This is a genomic window from Negativibacillus massiliensis (assembly GCF_900148495.1).
Lineage (GTDB): Bacteria > Bacillota > Clostridia > Oscillospirales > Ruminococcaceae > Negativibacillus > Negativibacillus massiliensis.
On record NZ_FTRU01000008.1, the window covers coordinates 456,045 to 481,596 of the forward strand.

A 25,552-nucleotide genomic window follows, 5' to 3' on the forward strand; every position below is an offset into this window, starting at 1 on the left:
GATTTTATAAATTCCAAGACAAAAATCAAAATAAAATCAGGATGTTTTCATGTGTGGGAGAATAGTTTTTGCTTTTAAGGGGAAGAATATAGACAGAAAAGCCAGAAAGATCAAAAAGCTTTTCCAACATTTACCGGAATTTTCAGCAAAGAATCGTTAGAGAAAGAAGGATGAAACCATGTTAACAAGACTGACCTGTCATGTAACCAATTGTGCAAGCAACCAGAACAACTGCTGCTGCCAGCCATCGATCAAGGTGCAGGGAAAAGGTGCCTGCCATTGTGGTGAAACAGAGTGCCAGAGCTTCCAGAAAAAAGGACCAGGTGAAGTTTCCAATTCCACTCATTTCACCAATGCAAATTTAAATGCACAGGTAAAATGTACAGCAGAAAACTGTGTATTTAACTCCATGGGAAACTGTAACGCAGATCACATCAGTATCGGCGGAAATGGCGCTGAAAGCCGCAGCCAGACAAATTGCGAAAGTTTTCAGGCAAGATAAACAAAAATCCCGAAGCAATTTGCTTCGGGATTTTTTAATTAGTTTGGAATCATTGTTGTATGGGCAAAGGAGAGAGCACCCACCCATTCTGCACCAGCATCACGCAGGGTGTGCGCACATTCGTTCATGGTTGAACCGGTCGTGATGACATCATCAATAATCAAAATCCGTTTTCCCAAAACCTGCTGCGGAGTAACAACCCGATAAGCATCCTTCAGGTTATGCTTTCTCTGTTCCGCACCGAGGGTATGTTGTTCCGGCGTGGTTTTTATCTTTTCCAGAAGCGGAGCATACGGAATATTCGTCTGCTTTGCAACCTGCTGAGCGAGCAGTTGGGCCTGATTGTAACCGCGCTGACGCTGCTTCTGAGGGGACATCGGAACAGCACAGATCAGGTCGATTGAAAGCTTAGAAAGTTGGGAACAAAATCGTTCTGCCATCATCTGCGCAAGCGTTGCGGCCAATTTTGGCTGATTTCTAAATTTAAGCCGGTAGATGGCAGAGGAGCTTGTGTAAGAATATCTGGTAAAGGAAAGAACGATGTCCAGATAAAACAGAGGAGGGAGCGAAGTGACAGGGGAAAGCTGCTTTATACACTCCGGACAGTACAGCTTTTGTGGGGGAATAATCTTTCCACAAAAGATACATCGGGATGGCCACAAAAAATCAAGGATCCAGTCAACAAGGGTTGGTCTCATCCAAATTCTCCTTTAAACAAAAAGGGGAGGAATTTATCCTCCCCAAATGTTGCTATTCAGCCTGCAGACCGATCAAAGCTGCGCCGATGATGCCGGCATCATTGCCAAGCTCAGCGATGCGCACCTGTGTGCGGTGTGCAGCAAAACGGTCAAAGCAGAAGCGATCCATATAATTGCGGATTGGTCGGAGCAGATTTTCGCCCTGTTTGGAGACACCACCGCCCAGACAGATGATTTCTGGCTGGAGAGTATTGATTGCATTGACAATTGCTTCTCCAAGTGCATTGGTGTATTCTTCCACAGCAGCCTGACCAGCTTTGTCACCCTGTTCTGCTGCATCAAAGCAGGTACGTCCATCCACTTTGTCAAGGTCGCCGTCGCACAATTTCCACATCAGGGAGTCAGGGTTATGCTGCATATGTTCTTTGGTGGTGGTGATCAGTCCGGTAGCGGAGCAGTAGGTTTCGATACATCCTTTTCTTCCGCAGGAGCAAGGTCTGCCGTTTAAGCAGATAACGGTGTGACCAAATTCTCCGCCAGCAAAGCCATAACCATTGTAAATCTTAGAGTTAATAATGATACCGGAGCCTACACCGGTACCCAGTGTGATTGCTACCATGTTGGAGATATGCTGACCGTTTTCTGTTTTTCCAGCACCAGCCATAAATTCGCCGTAAGCAGCAGCGTCAGCATCGTTTGCGAGGAAAACCGGACGATGCAGACGATCTTCCAGAAGCTGTCCGATTGGAGCGTTGTAAAAGTCCAAGTTGCTTGCAAAGATAACTTCTCTTTTCTGGCTGTCAACGATACCAGGAGAACCAATTCCCACCGATTCAATCTGTTCCATCGAGATTCCTGCTTTTTCTGCAGCCTGTGCTGCAGTCTGAGCCATGGTTTCCGCGATCTGATCTGCCGGACGTCCGGCATTTGTTTTGTTGCTGGCAGTTGCAATCAGAGAAAAGTTCTCATCTACCACACCGGCTACAATGTTGGTTCCGCCAAGGTCAATACCAATATAATATTTCATCCCAAATACTCCTCTGTGTGCACAATACAGGTGCTTTTTTGTATGATGGCATATTCTTAAAAATTTTTTGAATATCCATGATTTTCTTAATCATATCATTGCGGCAGATGCTTTGCAATCATTTTGAGCAAAAAAATGAAAAAAGCATAAACTTTTCTCAAATAGGGTCACAGGACAAGGCGGAAAAACAAAGAAAAAACGGGAAGAAAAAGGCAGAAAAAAGAACCATCGGGGAAAAGAGGAAAACAGATCTGCCATTGACGAAAACGGCGGAAAAATGTATAATAAATTGATAATAATTTTCTGGGACGGGGGATTTTTGGTGCTCAATATGGATACACAGCAAAAGAGCAGAACAAGCATAGTTGTTTCAAAGGAAGAAATGATGCATCAGTGGCAGTTTTTGTGTGAAAACAGGGAACTTTTGCTGCATCGTATGGGACATACTCCCCGTGCATTTGTAAAAACGTTTGGCTGTCAGGGAAACGTCGCTGACAGTGAAAAGATTATGGGCATGCTCATCAATATGGGCTGTGAGCAGGCAGAAGATGAGAAACAGGCAGATATCATCCTGTATAACACCTGTGCAATCCGGGAAAACGCGGAAATCAGACTGTTTAGCATGGTGGGTGAGCTAAAGCGCTTAAAGCAGGCAAACCCTTCTATTTTGATTGGGTTGTGCGGCTGCATGATGCAGCAGGATGAAGTAGTGCGTCAGATCAGAAAGAGCTATCCTTTTGTAGAACTGATTTTCGGAACTCATGTTCTGCACACCATGCCGGAACTTCTTAACCGAATTCTGCGGGGAGAACGCAGGGTTGTTAACTGCTATGAGGGAGAAGGAAGAGAAAATCGTATTGCCGAACACCTCCCAATTCAGCGTGGACAGGGCGTTCAGGCTTCCCTTCAGATCATGTATGGCTGTGACAACTTCTGTTCCTACTGCATCGTTCCTTATGTCCGCGGCAGAGAGGTAAGCCGTGAGCCGGAAGAGATTATCCGAGAGGCAAAAGAAATCATTGCCATGGGCTACAAGGAGATTCTCCTTCTAGGTCAGAATGTAAACTCCTACGGTAAAGGTCTGGAGCACCCGATTAACTTTGCACAGCTGCTGCACCAGATCGAACAGCTTGAGGGAGATTTCCGCATCCGTTTTATGACCTCTCACCCGAAAGACTGTACCAGAGAATTGATCGATCTGATTGCACAAAGCAAAAAGATCTGCCACAACATTCATCTTCCGGTACAGAGTGGTTCAGACCGCGTGCTGGGACAGATGAACCGCCGCTATACCAGAGAGCACTATCTTTCCCTGATTCGTTACGCAAAAGAAAAGATGCCGGATGTTACCTTTACCACCGACATCATTGTTGGTTTCCCGGGAGAGACCTATGAGGACTTTTTGCAGACGCTGTCCCTTTGTCAGGAAGTTCGTTATCAGTGCATGTTCACCTTTATTTTCTCGCCAAGACCGGGAACCAGAGCGGCACAGATGCCGGACCCGGTTCCATACAAGGAAAAGACCAAATGGTTAAACGAGCTGATTGCTGCGCAGCATAAGATCAGCGAGGAAGATAACCGCGCAATGGAAGGCAAAGTCCTTTCAGTGCTGACAGAACATCCGGCACAGGATAGGGAAGGCTGGATGGTTGGTCGGTGCGAGAACGGAATGATCATCAAATTCCCTGCAAAAGATGTTCGGGCAGGCAGCTTTGTCAAGGTAAAAGTTACCCGCGGTCTGCGCTCGGAATATGAGGGAGAACTTGCATAAATTTTCAGAATGCAAATGCGGAACCCCGCGTTTACAATATAAATAATATTTTGGAGGAAAAAACATGGATATCATTGCAATGGCAAGAGAACTTGGAAAAGCAATTCAGCAGGACGAGAGATATAAAAGAATCGACGCTGCAAAAAAAGCAAACGATGAAGATCAGGCTCTGCAGGATCTGATCGTAAAATTCAACATGAAACGTTCTGAGCTGACCACCGAGATGGCACAGGAGAACAAAGACACCGATAAGCTCAACACTCTGGACAAAGAACTCAAAGAAGTATATGCCGAAGTTATGGCAAACGAGAACATGGCAGAGTTTAACGCTGCAAAACATGAAGTAGACGATATGATGAACTTTATCAGCACCATCCTCTATGGTTCTGTTAACGGTGAAGACCCAGACACCATCGAGATGCAGGTAGGCTGCGGCGGCAACTGCGCAAGCTGTGGAGGCTGTCACTAATAATTGATTATTTTGTCAGCCAGCAGACCGGAAAACGGGTGCTGGCTGACCTTCTATCCAACTTGAAACAGGCTGCTGTGCAGAGGGAAACCCGTTTCCCTGTGCAGAACAGCCTGAAACACAAAAATGGTACCGTGTGGAAAGGAAAGGGACAATGGAAAGAAAGATTTCGAGCAAACCGGTTGACACCACAAAACTTTCACCGATGATGCGCCAATATTGGAGTGTCAAGGAAAAATATCTGGATCAGCTTTTATTTTTCCGCCTCGGCGACTTTTATGAGTTGTTTTTTGATGATGCGCTGATTGCTTCCCGTGAACTGGAACTGACCCTGACCGGCAAAGAGTGCGGCTTGGAAGAACGTGCACCGATGTGCGGAATTCCATATCACAGCAGCGAGAGCTATATTGCAAAGCTGGTAAAAAAAGGCTATAAAGTGGCAATCTGTGAACAGGTGGAGGACCCTGCGACTGCAAAGGGTCTGGTCAAACGAGAGATCATCCGTGTGGTTACTCCAGGAACGGTACTGGAAACCAATATGCTGGATGCAGGAGCAAACAACTACCTCTGTTTTGTCTATCGGGAGCCGGGCAAAGATCATTTTGCCGTTGTCTTTTCGGATGTATCGACCGGAGAGGTCTATGCGTCACAGATTGAGTCCGACTGGAAAAAGAGAGTGCTCAATGAGCTGGGACGATTTTCTCCGGCAGAGGTTCTCTTAAACGAATCAGCTGGGGAATGTGCGCTGATTCAAAATTTCTTAAATGATCGCTTACATATCAGACCGGAAATTCTTCCGGATAGCTTTTTTACCTGGGATGTCTGCTATCGAACCGTTGCGGCACAATTTCCGGATTGCGATATCCGTCAGATGAGCCGGGAAGGACAAAACGTTATCATTTATGCGCTGGGTGCGATGATCGAATATCTTACCCAGACACAGAAACATGGTCTGGAAAGCTTGCAGCATCTGGAGCTGTACAGCGATGACCAATATATGACCTTAGATTTGACTGCAAGACGAAATCTGGAATTGACCAGAACGCTGCGCAGCGGGGAGAAAAAAGGAACCCTTTTGTGGGTGCTGGATAAAACCAAAACACCGATGGGCAAGCGTCTGATTCATTCGGTGATTGAAAAACCACTGCTTAACCCGACAGCCATCAACAAACGCCTGAATGCGGTTGGAGAACTTTTGAGCGATAGCATCCGTCTGGATCAAATCCGCGGTATCTTGCAGGATATCTTTGATCTGGAGCGCTTGATTACTCGCATCGTATACGGGTCTGCAAGCCCGAGAGAAATGCGCTCCCTGCAATTTACCGTTCAGAACCTTCCGCAGCTTAAAGAGGCGGTCGGAGAGGTCAAATCAGTTTATTTAAGACAACTGATTGCCAATATGGACCCGCTGGAAGATATCTGTGGTTTAATCTCCTGTGCAATCGACGATGACCCGCCGGCACTGTTAAAGGACGGTGGTGTAATCCGTAAGGGATACAGCAAGGAGCTGGATTCGCTGCGGGAGATTGTACACAACACCAAGGGAGTTTTGGCATCGGTTGAAGCAAAGGAACGGGAAAAGACCGGCATCAAGAACCTGAAGATTGGATTTAACAATGTGTTCGGTTATTACATCGAGGTTACCAAGTCGTTTTTGTCCCAGGTTCCGGCAGAGTATATCCGAAAACAGACACTGACAGGAAGCGAGCGGTATATCACCCAGGAATTAAAGGAGCTGGAACAGACCATACTGGGAGCAAGGGATAAAATTCTTGTGTTGGAGGCGCAGCTGTTTGACGAGGTGCGTTCTCAGGTGGCAGAGCAGAGCTTCCGGGTACAGTCGACAGCTAACGCGATTGCATGGCTGGACCTGTACGCAAGCTTTGCACAGGTTGCCTTTGAAAATAATTACTGCCGTCCGGACGTTGACCTGTCCGGTAGAATCCATATTCAGGATGGACGCCATCCGGTCGTAGAGCAGATGTTAAAGGATACCCTGTTTGTAGCAAACGACCTGCTGCTGGACAAGGCAGAAAATCAGATCGCGGTCATCACAGGCCCGAATATGGCAGGTAAATCGACCTATATGCGTCAGGCAGCTCTGATTGTACTGATGGCGCAGATTGGTTCCTATGTGCCGGCAAGGGCAGCACAGATCGGGGTAGTGGATGGAATCTATACCAGAGTAGGAGCTTCGGACGACCTTGCATCTGGACAATCGACCTTCATGGTTGAGATGAGTGAGGTGGCACAGATTTTAAAGAGCGCTACCGAAAACAGTCTTTTGATTCTGGACGAAATTGGAAGAGGAACTTCCACCTTTGATGGAATGAGCATCGCAAGGGCGGTCATCGAGCATATTGCAAACCGCAAAAAACTGGGTGCCAAAACACTGTTCGCAACCCACTATCACGAATTGACCGAGTTGGAACAGTCCTTTTTCAACATCAAAAACTACAATATCGCTGTCAAGAAAAACGGTGATGAGATTTATTTCCTGCGGCGGATTGTCCGCGGGGGAACTGATGACAGCTACGGCATCGATGTTTCCCGACTGGCAGGAATTCCGGAGGAGATTATCCAGCGTGCCCAGCAGATCTTAAAACAGCTGGAATCGGGGAATATGCCTTCGGTCAAAGCGAAAAAACAAAAACAGCCCGAACCGATGGTTCTGGTACAGCAGGACGACTCCGAGCTTGTGCGCAGGCTTAAGGAAATCGACATCGAAAAGATCACGCCGGTACAGGCACTGGTCTTGCTGTCGGAACTTAAGGCAAGGATCTAGCCTAAGGAAAAGGGGTTTTGCGTATGGTATTTTTTGCAGACAGAATGTATGAGCTGCGCAACGAAAAGGGTTATACCAGAGAAGAACTGGCGTCCCAGCTGGGATGTTTGCCCAAAATGATTCAGGACTATGAGGAAGGAAAACTGTATCCCCATGCTATCACCATGGTGGATATTGCAGATTTCTTTAATGTTTCTTTGGATTATCTGATGGGCCGCACCGAGTGCAGGGAAATAAACAAAGGCTAATATCAAATTTACAGTTGGAAAGGAGCTGACAAAGATGGGCGTAATCAAGCTTTTGGATAAGGAAGTTTCGCAGCTGATTGCAGCCGGTGAGGTAGTCGAACGGCCGTCATCGGTGGTGAAGGAGCTGGTAGAAAACTCGATTGATGCAGGAGCTTCCAAAATTACAGTGGAGATCCGGCATGGCGGCGTTACGCTGATCCGTGTCAGCGACAATGGCAGCGGGATTGAGCCGGATGATGTGCCGATGATGTTTCTGCGCCACGCGACCAGCAAGGTGCGCACGCAGGAGGATTTGAGCCGAATCGCAACGCTGGGCTTTCGTGGGGAAGCAATGGCTTCCATCCATGCTGTATCTCGCGTGGAGGTGCTGACCAGAAAGCAGGGAACCGATGAGGGAACCTGCTATCGCGGCGAGGGAGGCCAGCCGGGAGAGATGACACCGGCTGGATGTCCGGCAGGCACCACCATCAAGGTCATGGATTTGTTTTATAACACCCCTGCCCGCATGAAATTCTTAAAGAAGGATGTGCAGGAAGGAAACTCTGTAGCGGCGGTTGTCGAAAGGATTGCCCTTTCCCATCCGGAAATCTCATTTCAGCTGATTCGTGAAGGTCAGACCCGCCTGCATACACCGGGAGACGGAAGACTGCTTTCCGCCATCCATGCTGTCTTTGGAAAGGATTTTACCAAAGATCTGGTGGAGGTAGATTATACGCAGGACTCGATTCATGTAACCGGTTATATCACCCTTCCGTCCGCCAGCCGCTCCAACAGAACGATGCAGACTTTTTTTGTCAATGGACGTTATGTCAAAAGCATGACGGCAAGGGCGGCTTTGGAAGAGGCATACAAACACTCTATCATGGTAGGAAAATTTCCGGCATGTGTCTTAAATCTATCCATCCCTTACACAGAAACCGATATCAATGTTCATCCGGCAAAGATTGAGGTCCGCTTTACAAACGAACGTCCAGTCTTTGATGCCGTATACTACGGGGTAAAGAATACTCTTGCAAAAGATGACAGAACGCCGCTTGCAAAACCGGCGTTTGCTGCTAAAAAACAGATGACCGTCTTTGACTTGCAGCGCCAGCCGCAGGTAGAACAGACTGGACTGGAGCAGGCAGTGTGGAAGGCGCAGAAAGAGAATGTTCCAACACGGATGAGCGCGCAGGAATATCGCCGCATGACACAGCAGCCTGAGCCAAAACAGAAGATGCCTGCTGCACCAAAAGCAGAAAAGCAGATCAAGGATGTGCCGCTCACCTTTCAGGATCATGATCCGCAGACAGTTCGGTGGGAAAAGGAAAATCCGCTCTATCTGGTGGAAGAACCACATTTTCCGAAAGAACAAGTTTTGGCTAAAAAAGACACGTTATCACATAAAATGTTTGAATTTAAATCAAACGAAAATGTGAAAAACTGTGAAACAAAGCTGCGCGATTCGACGCAAAAAGAAGAAAAAAACGTAGTTTCTCCTAAACCGGAACAAACTTTCCAGAATATAAAAAAACAAACAGAAAAACAGGAATCCTGTCAGGAAATAAAAGCTGATCCCAAACCGGAGTCGGTCAGAGCAGAGCCTCAATCAGAGCAAAGCAAACTTCGTCTGGTTGGTGAGGTGCTTGGAACCTATCTTGTGCTGGAAGATGGAGAACAGATGATTCTGGTCGATAAGCATGCAGCACATGAAAGACTGATTTTTAACCGACTCAAAGAACAAAAGTTTGTGGAGGATCGCCAGATTCTGCTCGAACCGGTGATGGTTCATTTAAGCCGGGAAGATTATCAGGCTGCAGCGCAGAACATCGAACTGTTTTCTCAGGCGGGATTTTTAGTAGAAGATTTTGGCGACGGAGACCTGATGGTTCGTGAGGTGCCGGTCATGATGCTGGGAAGCCAGCTTCAGGAAATCATCGAACAGACCGCTCACAATCTTGCCAAAAACAAAAAAGATCTGACACCTCAGGCGTTGGATGAGCTGCTTCATTCGGTTGCCTGCAAGAGTGCCATTCGGGCAAACGATAAAAACACCGTGCCGGAATTGTGGGAGATCGTAAAGATGCTTCAAACGGATGAAGATGCACGCTACTGTCCGCATGGACGTCCGGTGGCAAAAGCAATCTCCAAGCGGGAAATTGAGCGAATGTTTGGACGTTTGGGATAAAAGACAGAAAAGAGGAGCAAAAGGATTCATGATGGAACAGAAAATACCGCTGGTCGTGGTTGCAGGTCCGACCGCTTCGGGAAAAACAGCGGCAGGTGTGAGGCTTGCTCAGCTGTTAGATGGCGAGGTTATTTCTGCAGACTCAATGCAGATTTACAAATACCTGACCGTAGGAACTGCAAAACCGATTCCGGAAGAGATGGAAGGAATTCCGCATCATCTGATTGATTTCCTCGAACCTTCCGAGACCTTTTCCGTTGCAGATTATGTACAGCTTGCAAAACAGAAGATAGAGGAAATAACAGGGTGTGGAAAGTTGCCGATTCTAGTCGGCGGTACCGGATTATATATCAGCTCCCTGATCGATAACATCGAGTTTTCTCAATCAGACAGCGATACAAAGCTGAGGGAAGAATATCAGCAGTTTGCCAAAGAAAATGGCCCGCAGGCATTGTGGGACAGATTAAACCAGGTCGACCCGCAGGCGGCAGAAAAGATTCACCCAAACAATATCGGAAGGGTCGCAAGAGCGCTGGAAGTTTATCACACCACCGGTATTCCGATTTCAAAGCATCAGGAACTTTCCAGAACAAAACCATCCCCCTATCAGCTGTGTATGATGGCACTGAGTTTTCATGACCGTCAAAAGCTGTATGACCGCATCAATCTGCGTGTGACAAAAATGGTGGAGGACGGTATCGAACAGGAAGCAAGGTGGCTTTTGGAAAACGGCTATGGAAAAACAAGCTTTCAGGCGATTGGATACAAGGAAATGGGGGCATATCTTGCAGGAGAAGAGACGCTCGAGCAGGCATGTGAACATATCCGCCAGGAGTCCAGACGCTATGCAAAGCGTCAGCTGACCTGGTTTCGACGGGATGAGCGCTATCATTGGTTCTTTGCAGAGGATTATTCTGACAGGGAAGAGATGTACCAACAGATGGCGCAGCTGGCAGAGCAGATGTTAGGATTGACATCCGGAAAATAAGTGGTATTTTTGGCGCAGTATGCCACAACACGACAAAATATAAACAGGAAACGGACTATAATGACAAGGGAGGTCAAATTATGCTTAATTTACAGGATATCTTTTTAAACCAGATTCGCAAAGACAAAACGATGGTAACCGTTTACCTCATTAATGGATTCCAGCTTCGCGGAACGGTTAAGGGGTTTGACAGCTTTACCATCATTATTGAAAATGAGGGACGGCAAAACCTTGTCTACAAGAATGCTGTTTCTACCATCACACCGGTCAGACCGGTCAAACTGATGGACGGACCGGAAGTGCAGGAAGCACAGGACGATAAGGAAGAAACCCAGGAATAGCACAACTGCGGACACGGGAGGACGCAAATGGCAGGTTATCGAAGAAAAAGCAAGAAAAGCGGACAATATTTTGCGGTTGGCTTTGCCGTTTTTCTTCTGGTTTATATCGGAAGTCAGCTGTGGGGATTTGCAAATATTAAGCTGAGAACAGAGCAGGTGCTGGACGACACCATTTATGATTTCGTTCGTGCCGAAGCAACGGTTTTTCGCAGTGAAGAAATCATCCCGCAGACGACAAGCGGTGTGACCGTGTATAACTATGCGGACGGGGAAGAGGTAGCAAAAAATCAGCAGGTAGCGGCAGTCTATCAGGACAAAACCGTTTCCATGGTCAATAATCAGATTGAGCAGCTTCAGCAGGAGCTGGAATCTTTGAGCAAGGCGCAAACGGTAAAAGCGACCCGTTATTCTGCGGTTACAAATCTTTCCAGCCAGATCAATGATCAGGCCGGAAAGATTGTTGACTTTGCAGCAGATGGTGTCGTGGAAGGAATTGCCGAACAAAAGGAAGAGTTTGTCAGTCTGCTCAACCGAAAGAAGATTGCATTGGGTGAAGAGGATACCTTTGCAGAGAGAATTACCCAGTTAAACTCAGAAATTGCATATCTGCAAAAGGCAAAGCAAAAGGAAAAAGGTGTTTCAATTGATGCGCCGGCAGCAGGATATTTCTGCAAAGAGGTGGATGGATACGAATCAATCCTGACCTCTGAAGCGCTGGAAGACATTGATTATGCAGGTTATCAGCAGATTGTTAGTCAGCAGCCGCAGGCCACTGGGAATACCGTAGGAAAAATTGTCAAGACCCATGTGTGGTATCTGGGAGTTGACCTGGAAAATTCGCAGGCACAAAAATTTGAGATTGATGATAATGTAAAGATTGACTTTAAGTTTGCAAACGGACAAACAGTCGCGGCAAAAGTGGTGAACATTATACCGGATGAGGAAAGAAAAAATTCCGTCATTATTTTTGAGTGTAAAGATATTACCGATCAGCTGCTCAATGTACGTAAGCAGAGTGTGGATATTATCTTCACCACCTATTCCGGATTGCGCATCAGCTCGAAGGCACTTTATCATGAACAGAATATACCAGGAGTTTATGTTCTGGATAAAACAACAATTCGTTTTAAACCAATTGAGATTATCAAAGATAACGGCAACTACATCCTGTGTGAACCAAGAGCAGGAACGGACGATCAGCATACGCTCAATCGCCTGGACATGGTAATAACGGAAAGCGGCGGCATCGAGATGAAAGATGGCGTACTTTTGGATGAAGATACCGTAAAAGGAGTGGAATCAAGCAATGCAAGCTCTTAATGAAAATGTTCTTTCAGAAAATGTTCTTTCAGAACAGGAAGTAAAGCAGAATGTACAGCACATTATGGAAGAGGTTCGGCAGGCAGCTGTGTCAGCCGGACGTAATCCGGATGATGTACAGGTGATGGCTGTGACCAAAACGGTTGACCCAGTATTGGTTAATGCAGCAATCGAACAGGGAATTACGCTCCTTGGTGAAAACAAAGCGCAGGAACTCTGTTCCAAATATGACAGCTATCACAAAGAAGGCGTTTCGATCCATTTTATCGGACACCTTCAGACCAACAAGGTAAAACAAATTGTGGATAAGGTTTGCATGATCGAATCGGTAGACAGCATCAAACTTGCAAAAGAGATTGACAAGCATTGTGCTGCAATCGATAAGGTGATGGATGTACTCATCGAGGTCAATATCGGTAGAGAAGAAAACAAGACAGGCATTTTCCCCGAGGAAGTTGAGCATTTATTGGAAGAAATTGCTAAATTAGAACACGTTCGTGTCCGCGGAATGATGACAATTCCGCCGGTATGCGAAAATAAAGAAGAAGTTTCGCAATATTTTTCCCGAATGAGCCAACTCTTTATTGACATAAAGCAAAAAAAATATGATAATATCAATATGGAAATTTTGTCTATGGGTATGTCTGCTGATTATCCAACAGCAGTAAGATACGGTTCGAACATTGTTCGTATTGGCACAGCAATGTTTGGACAAAGGAATTATAAAAGGAGTTAAGTAAGATTATGGCACTGAGGGACACATTGAGAAATCTGATCGGAATTCCGGAAAACGATTATGACAGCGAGTATGATGACGACATGCAGGCAGGAAATGTGGAACAGGAAGAAGAGGAGCAGATGCCAAGCCCATCTCTTTCTTCTGACCGCAAACACAACAAGGTTGTTAACATCCATGCAACAACCCAGCTGGCGGTTGTACTGGTAAAACCAGAACGCTATGAAGATGCGGCGTCTATCGCAGATCACCTCAACGCCAAAAAGACAGTTGTTCTGAATCTGGAGCAGACCAGCAAGGATGTTTCCAGACGACTGATCGATTTTCTTTGCGGAGTGGCATATGCCAACAACGGACAGATGAAGCGTGTAGCAAACAATACATACATCATTACCCCATATAATGTTGACATTATGGGCGACCTGCTCGATGAGCTGGAAAATAACGGCGTAATCTTTTAATAGATGAACCGCGCCGGACAAACACCGCGCATGGAAGCTGACAGGCTTTTTTGCGCACGAATTGAGGATATGGCACGGCAGGTGCAGCGAGACAACCTGCCGTGCTTTAGCCGTTTTTTTGATGAACGGGAACAAGCTTTGGCAAAAAGAGTTTTGAGGGAGATCTCTTTTCCTCAAAATCAGTTTTTCTTCTGGACAGGATTTGACCAGGAGGAAGAACCTTCTGTCACAAAAGCAGTTGGAAGACGAATGCTGGGATTGTTTCCTGATTATCTTTCTCTTGATTTGGGGATGGATGTTTCCATCTGGAAAGAACAGTTTCCAATTAGTACAGTTGCGCTTTTTTATCGTAAACAGGATGCACTGACCCATCGGGATATTTTAGGTTCTTTGATGGGACTGAATATCAAGCGGGAGCTGATTGGAGAAATTTTAACCGCAGAAGATTTTGCGGTGATCTTTTGCACCCAGACAGCCCAGCAGATTATTTTATCTGAGCTGGAAAGGGTGGGAAAGGCTGGCATTAAAAAAGAACAGGGATATACCGGTCCTTTGCCGAAAGCGTACCGTCTGGAATATCAAAGCGGAACGGTAAGCTCTTTTCGGTTGGACTGTATAGTTTCGCTGGCAATCAATGCAAGCCGTGAAAAAAGTGCGGGCCTGATTGAAAGCGGGCTTGTTAACCTGAACTTTTTTGAAGAGACAAAAATCTCCCGGGAAGTAAAAGAAGGAGATATTCTTTCTATCCGTGGCTATGGGCGATTTGTTTTAACACAGGTCGGTTCCTTAAGCAAGAAGGGAAGAATTCACCTGACCATCGGGAAATATGTTTAGAAAAATACAGAGGAAAACCCTCGATACGATAAAACCGGCAAAAGGGAGGTATCTTGTATGTTGACTCCGGAGACAATTGCCTCCAGACGTTTTGACAAACAGATGGGCGGCTACAAGCAGGATGAAGTAGAGATATTTTTGCAGCAGGTAGCGGCAGAATATGCAAAACTTCTGGCTGAAAAGGAAGAACTGGAACAAAAGATTGAGGTTCTGGCGGATAAGGTCGAGCAGTATCGCGAGGACGAAGACAGTCTGCGCAGTGCTTTGATTGGTGCACAGAAGCTGGGCGACAGCGTAATCCGTGAATCCAAGGCAAAAGCAGATTATATTGTTCGGGAAGCAAAGGATAAGGCAGACCGAATTTTGGAAAATGCACAGAAGAGCATCGAAAAGGAACAGATGGCTCTGATTAAGATGCAGAAGGAAGTTACCAAGTTTAAAAACAGATTGCTGACCTTGTACAGACAGCATCTGGAAATGATCAGTGCGCTTCCGGAATATGACGATGAGGAACCAAAAGAAAATCCGCAGCAGGAACAGAGCCGTCCGGAAACCTCCCGTCAGGAGCCAATGACCGAGGAACTGGAGAACACAGAACCAGCAGCACAGCTGGAAAAATCTGAAGCAGTACCTCAGGAAAACGGATTTGGAACAGAAGAGAGCATGATTGATTTTACATCAGCGCTGGATAACATGGAGGAGACAACCTCCTTTGCAGCAGTGGGAGCAAGAAATGCACCTGCTCCAGCAGCACAGCATCCGCAGCGGACACAGCCTTCGCAGGGATATTCTCCATTTGGCGGAGCATCATCTTCCGCGCCGGAATCCAAATTCGGTCCACTCAAATTCGGTGAAGGATTTGATGTGGAGCGTGACAGCACAGCTAAAAATGGCAGCGGACTGTTTTCCAGAAAGAAACATCGATAAGATTTCCAGATTTTACTGGGTTTTATAAAAAATAAGAGGAGAGAATGTTCATGGCTCAGGATTATAACAATACCCTGAATCTGCCGGTAACGGAGTTTAACATGAGAGGTGCGCTGCCACAGCGTGAACCTGCATGGGTGGAAGAATGGGAAGAAAAGAAACTGTACGATAAAATGATCAAAAACAACGAGGGTAAACCGCAGTATATTCTGCACGATGGCCCTCCGTATGCAAATGGCGATATTCATCTTGGAACCGCACTCAACAAGGTGCTCAAGGACTTTATCATCCGCCAGAAAAATATGAGCGGATATCAGGCTCCATACGTTCCAGGATGGGATACCCACGGTCTGCCAATTGAGCTGAAAGCAAGAAAGAAAGCTGGCGTTACCAGCGATATCAGCCCTGTTGAACTGAGAAAGATCTGTAAAGAATTTGCACTGCACTATCTGGATACTCAGAGAACACAGTTTAAACGTCTGGGTATTCTGGGTGAATGGGACAACCCATACATGACTCTCAAACCGGAATTTGAGGCAAAACAGATCGAAATCTTCGGAAACATGGCTCAGAAAGGCTATGTTTACAAGGGCCTCAAACCAGTTTACTGGTGCCCTGACTGTAACACTGCACTGGCAGAAGCTGAAATTGAGTACGAAGAAGATCCTTGCTTCTCCATCTATGTAAAATTTGCAGTAAAAGATGACAAAGGTAAACTGGCTGCTCTGGGCGTTGATCCTGCAAAGACCTTCTTTGTAATCTGGACCACAACTACCTGGACTCTGCCGGGCAACATGGCAATCTGCCTTGGTCCTGACTATGAATACTGCGCAGTAAAAGCAAACGGCGAATACTACATCATGGCAAAAGAGCTTGCTCCTGCTGCAATGGAAGCTGCATCCATCAGTGATTATGAACTGATCGGTTCGGTAACTGGTAAAGATCTGGAGTACATCGTTTGCCAGCATCCATTCCTTGATCGTGATTCTCTGGTTATTGTCGGCGATCACGTTACACTGGATTCCGGTACAGGATGCGTTCATACCGCTCCTGGACACGGTGTAGAGGACTTTGAAGTCTGCGTTAACCATTATCCTGAAATTTCCATCGTCGTTCCTGTTGACAACGAAGGCCGCCTGACCAAGGAAGCCGGCGAATTTGCAGGACTCAAGACCGATGATGCAAATAAAGCAATCGCAAAGAAACTGGAAGAAACCGGAAACATGTTTGCGGTTCAGAAGATTGTCCATCAGTATCCACACTGCTGGAGATGTAAACATCCAATCATCTATCGTGCAACAGAACAGTGGTTCTGCTCGGTTGATGACTTTAAAGCAGATGCAGTAAAAGCAATTGAAGGCATCAAATGGATTCCTTCCTGGGGCGAAGGCCGCATCAAGAACATGGTAACCGACCGCTCCGACTGGTGTATCTCCCGTCAGAGACTGTGGGGTGTTCCAATCCCGATCTTCTACTGCGAAGAATGCGGTGAGTTCCACATTGACGACGCTTCCATCAAAGCAGTATCTGACCTGTTCCGCAAAGAAGGCTCCGATGCATGGTGGACCCATGAAGCAAATGAAATCCTGCCAGCAGGTACAAAATGTAAGAAGTGCGGCTGTGAAAAATTCAGAAAAGAAACCGATATCATGGACGTATGGTTCGATTCCGGTTCTTCTCACGCAGCAGTTCTGATGGGCAGAGATAATCTCAGATGGCCAGCTGACCTTTATCTGGAAGGTGCTGACCAGTACAGAGGCTGGTTCCAGTCCTCGCTGCTGACCTCTGTTGCATGGAAAGGTGTTGCTCCATACAAGGCAGTCTGCACCCATGGCTGGGTTGTTGACGCACAGGGCAAGACCATGCACAAATCTCTGGGCAACGGTATTGCACCGGAAGAAATCACTGAAAAATTCGGTGCAGACATCCTGCGTCTGTGGGTTGCTTCTTCTGACTATCATGCAGATATCCGCGTTTCCAACGATATCTTAAAACAGCTTTCTGAAGTTTACAGAAAGATCCGTAACACCGCACGTTATATTCTGGGTAACCTTTATGACTTTAACCCGGATACCGATTCTGTTTCGGACGATCAGCTGGAAGAACTGGATCGCTGGGCTCTGGCAAGAATGGATGAGGTTGCAAAAGAATGCAACGAAGCTTATGATGAGTTTGAGTTCCATCTGGTTTATTATGCAATCCGCAACTTCTGCACCATTGACCTGTCCAACTTCTATCTGGATATCATCAAGGACAGACTGTATGTTGAAAAACCAGACTCTGTATCCAGATGTGCAGCTCAGACCGCTATCTACCGCATCCTGCGCGATATGACTCTGGTATTTGCTCCAATCCTTGCATTCACCTGCGAAGAGATCTGGGCTAACCTGCCAAAATCCAAAGATCACAATCCGGAAGCTTGCGTATTCAACGAAATGCCAAAAGGCAGCAAAGGTGATGAAACTGCTGAATTTATGGCAAAATGGGAGCGAATCCGCAATATCCGCGATGACGTCAACAAAGCACTGGAGAATGCAAGAAACCAGAAAGTAATCGGTAAATCTCTGGAAGCAATGCTGACACTGAAAGCTGACGGCGAACTGTATGACTTCCTCAAAGCAAATGAGGCAGTTCTGGAGCCAGTATTCATCGTAAGCCAGGTTGTTCTGGAAAAAGGTGAAGTTGCTGCTGCTACCGGAGAGGTAGAAGGTCTTCAGGTAACCGTTTCCAAAGCACACGGCGAAAAATGTGAACGCTGCTGGGCTTACAGCGATACAGTTGGCAAAGATGAAAAACATCCAACCCTCTGTGCACGTTGTGCAGCTATTATAGGCTAAGATTGATACTGCGGTGCAGGAAACAGATCTTCCTGCACCGCTTTTTGTGTTGTAGCAGAGGATGTTTGAACAGGAATGAAGGGAGGAATCCTATGTTAAACTATATCTGGTTGGGAATTGCAGCGCTGCTTGTTGCAGCCGATCAATTTGTAAAATTCTGGGCAGAAAGCTCGCTCAGTCAGGTCGATACCATCGCGCTGATTCCAGGCGTTTTCCACCTGACCTATGTGCAGAACTTTGGTGCAGCATTCAGCACACTGCAAAATCAAAGAATCCTGCTTGTATTGGGTACCTCGATTTTGCTGGTTTTGATTTTGATTCTGCTTTTGATGCAGAAGATCCGTTCCCCATGGCTGGTATCCAGCTGGAGCCTGATTCTGGCAGGTGGTCTTGGCAACCTGATTGATCGTATTTTCCGCACAGGCGGTTATGTTGTGGACCTGTTTGATTTTCGTTTGATTAACTTTCCTGTCTTTAACGTAGCGGATATCTGCGTCTGCTGCGGAACAGGGCTGCTGCTGATCTATATTCTGTTTATTGAGCGAAAAGAGCATCATCGCTTCGAGATTCGTCAGGAGGTCAAAAAATATGAGTAGCCCTCTTTGTCTGCCGGTAGAAGAGCAGCAAAACGGAGAGCGAATCGATAAGTTTTTGCAGGAATCCATTCCGGGGATGAGCCGGAGCCAGGCGCAGAAATGGATTACGCAGGGTTTTGTGAAAATCGGAGAGAAACAGGCAGGTAAAAATGATAAGCTCAAATCTGGAATGAGCATTTTTGTCATCCTGCCCGAATCAGCTGAGGACGCAGATGGAGAGATTGACTGGGAAGCAGTGCTGCATCCTGTCTGTGAGCCAAAACCAAGCAATATTCCACTGGATATTGTATATGAGGATGAACATCTCCTGGTCGTCAATAAGCCCAAAGATATGGTGGTCCATCCGGGAGCAGGAAACGAAGAGGATACATTGGTTAATGCGCTTCTCTATCACTGTGATGGAAAGCTTGCAACCTGCAACGGAATAGAACGGCAGGGAATCGTGCATCGTATCGATAAGGATACCAGCGGGCTTTTGGTCTGTGCAAAGGACGATGAAACTTACCGGGGATTAAGCCAGCAGATCCAGGCGCATACCGTCGACCGTTTTTATGAAACGGTAGTTTACGGAAATGTTAAAGAGGAAGAGGGAACCATCGATCTTCCGATCGGCAGAAGTGCCAAGGAACGCAAAAAGATGGCAGTACGAAACGATTGCCGACAGCCGGATGGAAGCCTGATTGGGGCAAAAGAAGCGGTTACACACTATCAGGTCATCCGCCGTTATGATGGATTTACCCATCTGCGCTGCAAATTGGAAACAGGGCGTACCCATCAGATTCGCGTTCATCTGTCCTATCTGGGCTATCCGGTTGCAGGGGATGAGGTATATGGGCCGAAGAAAGCCATCAAACGATTGAATGGACAGTGCCTGCATGCCAGAGCACTGGGATTTGACCATCCGATCACCGGAGAACACCTTTATTTTGAATCGCCGCTTCCGGAATATTTTACCGGATTTTTAAAGACACTAAAACCAAAAGAGGAGGACGATTCCGATGAATAATTCTGTCTTTCATGACCTTCTTCTGGTCTCTGATATTGATGGTACGCTGACCGAGCTGAGCAAAGTGCCACAGAAAAATCTTGATGCCATTGCACACTTTCAGCAGCTGGGCGGAACCTTTACTCTGTGTACCGGCAGACCCAAATGTGCCTTGGGAGAAATTCTGCCACAGATTCAGGTGAATGCACCAATTATTACCATCAACGGAGGATACATCTATTCCCCGATAACAGGGGAAGTTTTGTTTGAGGCACAACTTCCGCTTCATGTAAAAGAATTTGTTTTTTCTTTGCTGGAGCGCTTTTCCCAGATTGGAGCTATGTTGGTAGAGCCGGATAATTACTGGGTAATTCGCTGGGGCGATGAATCCATCGAAGGAGTGGCACAGCGCCGCGATATGTACCAGAGAGAGGATTGCTGCAAAACCTATTCGGAGCAGGAAGGTCCGCAGCAGTGGCACAAGGTCGTTTTGATCGTTCCGCCGGAGCAGATCCCGACCGTAAGAAAATATATCGAGGAACAAAATCCCGAGGGATTTTATCCGGTACAGAGCGATGCCTTTTATCTGGAACTGGTTGCAGATGGCGTGGATAAGGGAAAAGGAATGAAGATGATTCAAAACTCCCTGAACCTTGCGAAAACAGCAGCCATTGGAGATAGAGAGAATGACGAATCCATGCTTCTTCTGGCAGATTTTTCGGCGACCCCTCAAAATGGAGACGAAAATCTTCAAAAAGAGGTTGATTTTATTGTCGATTCGTGCGAAAATGGAGCTGTAGCCGATTTTATTTATCGTTTGGAACAAAAATACACTCTTTAAGATTGTATGAGAATACAAAGCAACTGAAAGGAATGATTCCACAACATGAACAGCAACCTCAAAAAAGAGCTGTCGATCACAGCATGCAAAGTCCGCATGGGTATCATTGAGGGAACCCACAATGCAAAATCCGGACATCCGGGTGGTTCTCTTTCCGCAGCAGATATCCTGACCTATCTCTACTTTGCAGAGATGAATGTTGATCCTCAAAATCCGGCAAAACCAGATCGCGATCGTTTTGTCCTTTCCAAAGGTCACATTGCACCGGCACTGTATGCAACTTTGGCACACAAGGGCTTTTTCCCAGTGGAAGAGTTAAAGACTCTGCGTAAAATCGGCTCCCGCCTGCAGGGACATCCTGATATGAAGAAAATTCCGGGTGTAGATATGTCCTCCGGTTCTCTGGGACAGGGCATTTCGGCTGCATGCGGTATGGCAAAGGCAGCAAAACTGACCGGTGCAGACTATCGTGTCTACGCTGTTTTGGGCGATGGCGAGATTCAGGAAGGTCAGGTTTGGGAAGCTGCTATGTTTGCTTCTCATTATAATCTGGACAACCTGTGTATCCTCGTAGATAATAACGGCCTGCAGATCGATGGCAGCATCGAGGACGTTATGTCCCCATACCCGATTGATGAAAAATTCAAGGCATTCGGTTTCCACGTTATCAATATTGATGGACATGATTTTGATCAGATCGAGTCCGCTTACAACGAAGCACGTACTGTAAAGGGCAAACCAACCGCAATCATTGCAAAAACTGTAAAAGGTAAGGGCGTTTCCTTTATGGAAAACAAAGCATCCTGGCATGGAACTGCTCCAAACGATGAGCAGTACGAAGTTGCAATGAACGAGCTTCAGGAACAGCTTGCTGGTCTTACAAAGTAATCGGGAAAGGAAAGGGATCAAAATAATGGCAGAGATCAAAAAGGTTGCAACTCGCGAAAGCTATGGAGCTACACTGGCTGAGCTTGCATCGGAATATCCAAATCTGGTAGTGCTCGACGCAGACCTTGCAGGAGCAACCAAAACAGCAAACTTTAAAAAGGTATGTCCGGAACGCTTTATTGACTGTGGTATCGCAGAAGGAAATATGATGGGTGTTGCAGCAGGTCTTGCAGCAGCAGGCATGATTCCATTTGCAAGTTCTTTTGCAATGTTTGCAGCAGGAAGAGCTTTTGAGCAGGTAAGAAACTCGATCGGTTATCCACACCTGAACGTAAAGATCGGTGCTACTCATGCAGGTATCTCGGTTGGTGAAGATGGTGCTACCCATCAGTGTTGCGAAGATATCGCGCTGATGAGAAGTATTCCAGGTATGGTAGTGATCAACCCTGCTGACGACGTAGAAGCAAGAGCAGCAGTCCGCGCAGCAGTTGAATATGTTGGTCCGGTTTATCTGCGTTTTGGCAGAATGGCAGTTCCAGTATTCAATGATCCGGAAAACTATCATTTTGAACTGGGTAAAGGAATTGTTCTGCGTGAAGGTAAAGATGTCACTGTTGTGGCAACCGGCCTGATGGTAGCAGAAGCAATCGAAGCTGGCAAATTGCTGGAAGAAAAAGGCATTGATGCCCGCATCATCAACATCCACACCATCAAACCACTGGATGAAGAGCTGATCTGCAAGGCAGCAGCAGAAACCGGAAAGATCATCACCGTAGAAGAACATTCGGTTATCGGTGGTCTTGGCGACGCTGTTTGTGCAGCAGTTTGTGAAAACGGCTTAAACTGCAAGGTAGTTAAGATGGGTGTACATGATGAATTCGGTCACTCCGGTCCTGGCGGCGATCTTATCACCGAGTTTGGTCTGCGCGCAGCAAACATCGTAGACGAAGTTTGCAAACTGTGCAAGTAATATGATAAAAAAGGCTCGGAGCAGCACTCCGGGCCTTTTTTGTTTGACAATACCCCCTTTTTTCGATTATGATAAAAGTAAAGAAAACAACCGAAAAGTGAGGTTATGGATATGGAAGTAAAAATGCCGAACATTCAAACCAGGGAAGAAGCCTGCCAGTGGGCAGTAATGCGGGTGCGTGCTCTGATTGCGGAAGAAACAGACTGCGTTACCAATATGGCAAATACAGCGGCAGCGATTTTTGAAATCTGGAAAGATGTCAGCTGGGCTGGATTTTACCGGATGAAAAACGGCGAGCTGGTCCTTGGTCCATTCTGTGGAAAACCTGCCTGCCGCCGAATCAAGGTAGGAAGCGGTGTCTGCGGAACTGCTGTTTCCCAGAAAAAAACACAGCTTGTGCCGAATGTCCATGAGTTCCCGGGACATATCGCCTGTGATGGAGGTTCCAACTCCGAGATCGTTGTTCCAATTTTCTTAAATGACGAAGTGATTGGAGTCATCGATCTGGACAGCTACGAGTTTGACCGTTACAGCGAGTTGGAACAGAACGCTTTGGAAAAGATTGCCCAGATGCTCTCCAAAGGTTGTGATTGGAGCAACTGGTAGATGGCACAGAGCAGAAAAGAGGTATGGCAGGAGATCTGTAAGGAGATTAGACAAGGAAACGCCCATATCCTGATTACTGGAAGCAGGGGAAGCGGCAAAACAACCCTTTTGGAACGGTTGCTGAAAGAAGATATGCTTCCCGGAGGAGAACAGGCAGGGATACGTTCCTTTGCCCTAAGGAACGGGGATGGAACACCAAGTCAGATTATTCTGGAAGATCGCTCTGATGGGCAGCAGCAGGCTATTGCAGAAGGTTTTGTTCCCGGAAGGGGACCAAAGGTAAAAGCAGAGGTACTGGATCATTTTGGTGTGCAGGCAATAGAACACGCAAAATCCGCTTCCGGGTGTTGGGCGGTAATTGACGAGGTAGGATTTTTGGAAAACGCAAGTCCTGCTTATTGCAGAGCGCTGCTTAGTTTATTTGATCAGAAAAGGGTAGCGGCAGTGTTACGGAAAAAGGATACAGCGCTGATTGGTGCGATTCGTTCCCGAACAGATGCTGTCTGCTTTGATCTGGACGATTTTGAAAAAGAATAAAAGATATAGAGAAAGAGAGAAAATATGAACGAAAGTATGAAAAAGGAAAACAACAAAGAGGGACTTTACAGCCCAAAGGGAAAGGTGTCTCTTGGACAGGCAGTTCCGATGGCACTTCAGCACGTAGTAGCGATGGTAGTTGGCTGTATCTCGATGCCGATGCTGGTCGCAGGTGCGGGAGGAATCTCTGGCAGTGAACAGATTGTCATGATTCAGGCATCGCTTTTGGGTGCTGCAATCGCAATCTTTTTGCAGCACTATCCGCTCAAAGGTCTGGTTGGAAGTGGATTGCCGGTCATGATCGGCAGTGGATTTGCATTTCTGCCGACTTTAAGCTCAATTGTTGGACAGTATGGTATTGCTGCAATGCTGGGTGCTCAGGTATTCGGCGCGGCGATGGGCATTATTGTCGGCATTTTCTTTAAGTATATCCGCAAGCTGTTTCCACCGATTGTCACAGGAAGCGTTGTTGTTACCATCGGTATTTCGCTGTATGATACGGCAGTCAATTATATGGCAGGTGGTGTTAAAACAGCGGCAGATTATGGAAGCATGCAGAACTGGTTGCTTGCTATGATTACCCTGATTACAGTTATTATCTGCGGACAGTTTGGAAAGGGAATGATCAAAGCCTCTTCCACCCTGATTGGTATGATTGTGGGTTACCTGTCCGCACTTGCGATGGGACTGATTCATTTTGACGGGATCGGGGAAGCTGCATGGTTCCAGCTCCCACAGGTTCTGCATTTTGGTTTGGACTTCCAGCCAAGTGCGATGATTGCATTGGGGATTGTATTTGTTGTCAATGCAGTGCAGGATATGGGACAGCTGGAAGCCAGTGCAAACGGTGCATTTGACCGCAACGCAAGCTTTCAAGAAATTTCCGGCGGTGTTATCGCAAACAACATTGCCAGCATGATCGGCGGTTTTCTGGGAGGTTCTCCAGTTGCGACCGCAGGACAGAACGTCGGTATCGTTACCACAACCAAAGTAATCAACCGAACTGTCTTCTCCCTTGCAGCAGGTATCGTGGCTCTGGCAGCACTGATGCCGAAATTCGCACTGATCCTGACAACCATTCCACAGCCGGTACTGGGCGGTGCAACCATCACTGTTTTTGCAAGCATTGCCATGACCGGTGTCCGTATGCTTTCCAGAGAAGGATTAAGCCCACGAAGCGTCTTTATCGCAGGACTTTCGATTGCACTGGCAATCGGTATCCCGCAGACAGCGGGCGTATTTGCTGGTTTCCCACAGTGGATGACCGATATCTTTGGCAAATCCGAAGTCAGCATCGTGGCAGTCAGCGCAATTGTGCTCAACCTGATTGTTCCGAAGGAAAAAACAGAAAAGGCAGCATAATCAGCATAAGCAGCTTATGCAATAGTAATATAAGCTATAATAGAAATTTTTAGAAAAATTTACCGATGGTCTATATTCTAACACAGACTGATATAGTATACTAAGGAAGAAAAAGAATATTATGTTTGTGACAGAAAGGAAGGCAGCGATGGGAAAACTGGCTGAAATCAAAGATATGGAAGAAGCAGTTGAGCAGGAAAACAACGAAGCAAAAGAATTTATCCGATTTACCAAACGTCAGGAAGAACACAATCAGCTGATGGAAAAACTGATGAAGATAACAGCAGGATGTGCAGCTGGTGTTCTGGCAGTAGCAGTTATCGCAGCGATTGTCATTGTTCCCAAAAGCGCATCGGTACTTTCCGAAGCGAAGAAAATTACCGCTCAGACCGAGGAATGGATGCCACAGGTGCAGGAAACAGTCGATCAGGCGCAGCAGGTGATTGCACAGATTAATGAGGGAAATCCAAAAGAGCTCATGAATAATGTCAATGACCTGACTAAGGAGGGCCAGACTGCGATGCAGGAAAGTGTGGAAGAACTGAAAAAAGCGGTGGAGGTTTTGGAAAAAATCGACATCAATGCACTCAACGAAGCGGTTGACAATCTTGGAAAGGCAGTAAGCCCTCTGGCAAGGCTGTTTGGAGGCAGATAAG

General features: G+C 46.6%; 25 protein-coding genes. 23 read left to right on the plus strand and 2 right to left on the minus strand.

Features of this window, described 5'->3' with window-relative positions:
• Positions 1 to 178 precede the first annotated feature (178 nt).
• Entirely contained in the window at positions 179 to 502 is a 324-nt protein-coding gene (locus tag BQ5375_RS08165) for a DUF1540 domain-containing protein (protein ID WP_022132976.1), read from the plus strand.
• Positions 503 to 540: 38 nt separating this feature from the next.
• Here the strand turns inward: BQ5375_RS08165 and BQ5375_RS08170 are convergent, their stop codons facing one another.
• Complete coding sequence (locus BQ5375_RS08170; RefSeq protein ID WP_022132975.1) at positions 541 to 1,200, minus strand: ComF family protein; 660 nt, start codon at positions 1,198 to 1,200, stop codon at positions 541 to 543.
• A gap of 52 nt (positions 1,201 to 1,252) precedes the next feature.
• Positions 1,253 to 2,227 (minus strand): ROK family protein, encoded by a 975-nt coding sequence (locus tag BQ5375_RS08175; protein ID WP_022132974.1) that lies wholly within the window; start codon positions 2,225 to 2,227, stop codon positions 1,253 to 1,255.
• A gap of 382 nt (positions 2,228 to 2,609) precedes the next feature.
• Between BQ5375_RS08175 and miaB the strand changes: the two genes are divergently transcribed.
• The 22 genes from miaB (at position 2,610) to BQ5375_RS08290 (ending at position 25,551) form a co-directional block, all read left to right on the plus strand.
• Positions 2,610 to 3,998, plus strand: coding sequence for a tRNA (N6-isopentenyl adenosine(37)-C2)-methylthiotransferase MiaB (gene miaB, locus BQ5375_RS08185; RefSeq protein ID WP_143529450.1), 1,389 nt, complete (start codon positions 2,610 to 2,612; stop codon positions 3,996 to 3,998).
• Between the two features lie 64 nt (positions 3,999 to 4,062).
• Positions 4,063 to 4,467, plus strand: coding sequence for a YlbF/YmcA family competence regulator (locus BQ5375_RS08190; protein ID WP_022132972.1), 405 nt, complete (start codon positions 4,063 to 4,065; stop codon positions 4,465 to 4,467).
• Positions 4,468 to 4,621: 154 nt separating this feature from the next.
• Positions 4,622 to 7,252 carry a DNA mismatch repair protein MutS gene (mutS, locus tag BQ5375_RS08195; RefSeq protein ID WP_022132971.1) on the plus strand — a complete coding sequence of 877 codons (2,631 nt, stop codon included), beginning with the start codon at positions 4,622 to 4,624 and terminating at the stop codon, positions 7,250 to 7,252.
• 23 nt (positions 7,253 to 7,275) lie between these two features.
• Entirely contained in the window at positions 7,276 to 7,500 is a 225-nt protein-coding gene (locus BQ5375_RS08200; RefSeq protein WP_022132970.1) for a helix-turn-helix domain-containing protein, read from the plus strand.
• A gap of 34 nt (positions 7,501 to 7,534) precedes the next feature.
• On the plus strand, positions 7,535 to 9,667 hold the full coding sequence (gene mutL, locus BQ5375_RS08205; RefSeq protein WP_076917696.1) for a DNA mismatch repair endonuclease MutL: 2,133 nt from the start codon (positions 7,535 to 7,537) through the stop codon (positions 9,665 to 9,667).
• A 28-nt stretch (positions 9,668 to 9,695) separates the two neighbouring features.
• A complete protein-coding gene (gene miaA / locus BQ5375_RS08210) occupies positions 9,696 to 10,655 on the plus strand; it encodes a tRNA (adenosine(37)-N6)-dimethylallyltransferase MiaA (RefSeq protein WP_022133368.1) in 960 nt (319 codons plus the stop codon).
• Between the two features lie 80 nt (positions 10,656 to 10,735).
• Positions 10,736 to 10,996 (plus strand): RNA chaperone Hfq, encoded by a 261-nt coding sequence (hfq, locus tag BQ5375_RS08215; protein WP_022133367.1) that lies wholly within the window; start codon positions 10,736 to 10,738, stop codon positions 10,994 to 10,996.
• A 27-nt stretch (positions 10,997 to 11,023) separates the two neighbouring features.
• Positions 11,024 to 12,316 carry a biotin/lipoyl attachment domain-containing protein gene (locus BQ5375_RS08220; protein ID WP_022133366.1) on the plus strand — a complete coding sequence of 431 codons (1,293 nt, stop codon included), beginning with the start codon at positions 11,024 to 11,026 and terminating at the stop codon, positions 12,314 to 12,316.
• Positions 12,303 to 13,052 carry a YggS family pyridoxal phosphate-dependent enzyme gene (locus tag BQ5375_RS08225; protein WP_022133365.1) on the plus strand — a complete coding sequence of 250 codons (750 nt, stop codon included), beginning with the start codon at positions 12,303 to 12,305 and terminating at the stop codon, positions 13,050 to 13,052. The genes BQ5375_RS08220 and BQ5375_RS08225 overlap by 14 nt, the downstream gene beginning before the upstream one ends.
• 8 nt (positions 13,053 to 13,060) lie before the next feature.
• Positions 13,061 to 13,513: a cell division protein SepF gene (locus BQ5375_RS08230; protein ID WP_022133364.1), complete on the plus strand. Its 453-nt coding sequence runs from the start codon at positions 13,061 to 13,063 to the stop codon at positions 13,511 to 13,513.
• A gap of 138 nt (positions 13,514 to 13,651) precedes the next feature.
• Positions 13,652 to 14,347 carry a YlmH/Sll1252 family protein gene (locus tag BQ5375_RS08235; RefSeq protein WP_143529452.1) on the plus strand — a complete coding sequence of 232 codons (696 nt, stop codon included), beginning with the start codon at positions 13,652 to 13,654 and terminating at the stop codon, positions 14,345 to 14,347.
• 57 nt (positions 14,348 to 14,404) lie between these two features.
• A complete protein-coding gene (locus BQ5375_RS08240; protein ID WP_022133362.1) occupies positions 14,405 to 15,274 on the plus strand; it encodes a DivIVA domain-containing protein in 870 nt (289 codons plus the stop codon).
• Positions 15,275 to 15,324: 50 nt separating this feature from the next.
• Positions 15,325 to 18,111: an isoleucine--tRNA ligase gene (gene ileS, locus BQ5375_RS08245; protein ID WP_022133361.1), complete on the plus strand. Its 2,787-nt coding sequence runs from the start codon at positions 15,325 to 15,327 to the stop codon at positions 18,109 to 18,111.
• A gap of 92 nt (positions 18,112 to 18,203) precedes the next feature.
• Positions 18,204 to 18,707 carry a signal peptidase II gene (lspA, locus tag BQ5375_RS08250; RefSeq protein ID WP_022133360.1) on the plus strand — a complete coding sequence of 168 codons (504 nt, stop codon included), beginning with the start codon at positions 18,204 to 18,206 and terminating at the stop codon, positions 18,705 to 18,707.
• The gene (locus tag BQ5375_RS08255; RefSeq protein ID WP_076917697.1) at positions 18,700 to 19,713 is read left to right on the plus strand and encodes an RluA family pseudouridine synthase; all 1,014 of its coding nucleotides are present in this window, start codon (positions 18,700 to 18,702) and stop codon (positions 19,711 to 19,713) included. The genes lspA and BQ5375_RS08255 overlap by 8 nt, the downstream gene beginning before the upstream one ends.
• Positions 19,706 to 20,533: a Cof-type HAD-IIB family hydrolase gene (locus BQ5375_RS08260; RefSeq protein WP_022133358.1), complete on the plus strand. Its 828-nt coding sequence runs from the start codon at positions 19,706 to 19,708 to the stop codon at positions 20,531 to 20,533. Before BQ5375_RS08255 ends, BQ5375_RS08260 begins: the two co-directional genes overlap by 8 nt.
• 45 nt (positions 20,534 to 20,578) lie before the next feature.
• On the plus strand, positions 20,579 to 21,421 hold the full coding sequence (locus tag BQ5375_RS08265; protein WP_022133357.1) for a transketolase: 843 nt from the start codon (positions 20,579 to 20,581) through the stop codon (positions 21,419 to 21,421).
• Positions 21,422 to 21,446: 25 nt separating this feature from the next.
• The gene (locus BQ5375_RS08270; RefSeq protein ID WP_022133356.1) at positions 21,447 to 22,391 is read left to right on the plus strand and encodes a transketolase family protein; all 945 of its coding nucleotides are present in this window, start codon (positions 21,447 to 21,449) and stop codon (positions 22,389 to 22,391) included.
• Between the two features lie 111 nt (positions 22,392 to 22,502).
• Entirely contained in the window at positions 22,503 to 22,997 is a 495-nt protein-coding gene (locus tag BQ5375_RS08275) for a free L-methionine (R)-S-oxide reductase MsrC (protein WP_022133355.1), read from the plus strand.
• A complete protein-coding gene (locus BQ5375_RS08280; protein WP_022133354.1) occupies positions 22,998 to 23,534 on the plus strand; it encodes a nucleoside-triphosphatase in 537 nt (178 codons plus the stop codon).
• Between the two features lie 24 nt (positions 23,535 to 23,558).
• Entirely contained in the window at positions 23,559 to 24,896 is a 1,338-nt protein-coding gene (locus tag BQ5375_RS08285; RefSeq protein WP_022133353.1) for a uracil-xanthine permease family protein, read from the plus strand.
• A gap of 121 nt (positions 24,897 to 25,017) precedes the next feature.
• On the plus strand, positions 25,018 to 25,551 hold the full coding sequence (locus BQ5375_RS08290; protein WP_076917699.1) for a hypothetical protein: 534 nt from the start codon (positions 25,018 to 25,020) through the stop codon (positions 25,549 to 25,551).
• Position 25,552 lies beyond the last annotated feature (1 nt).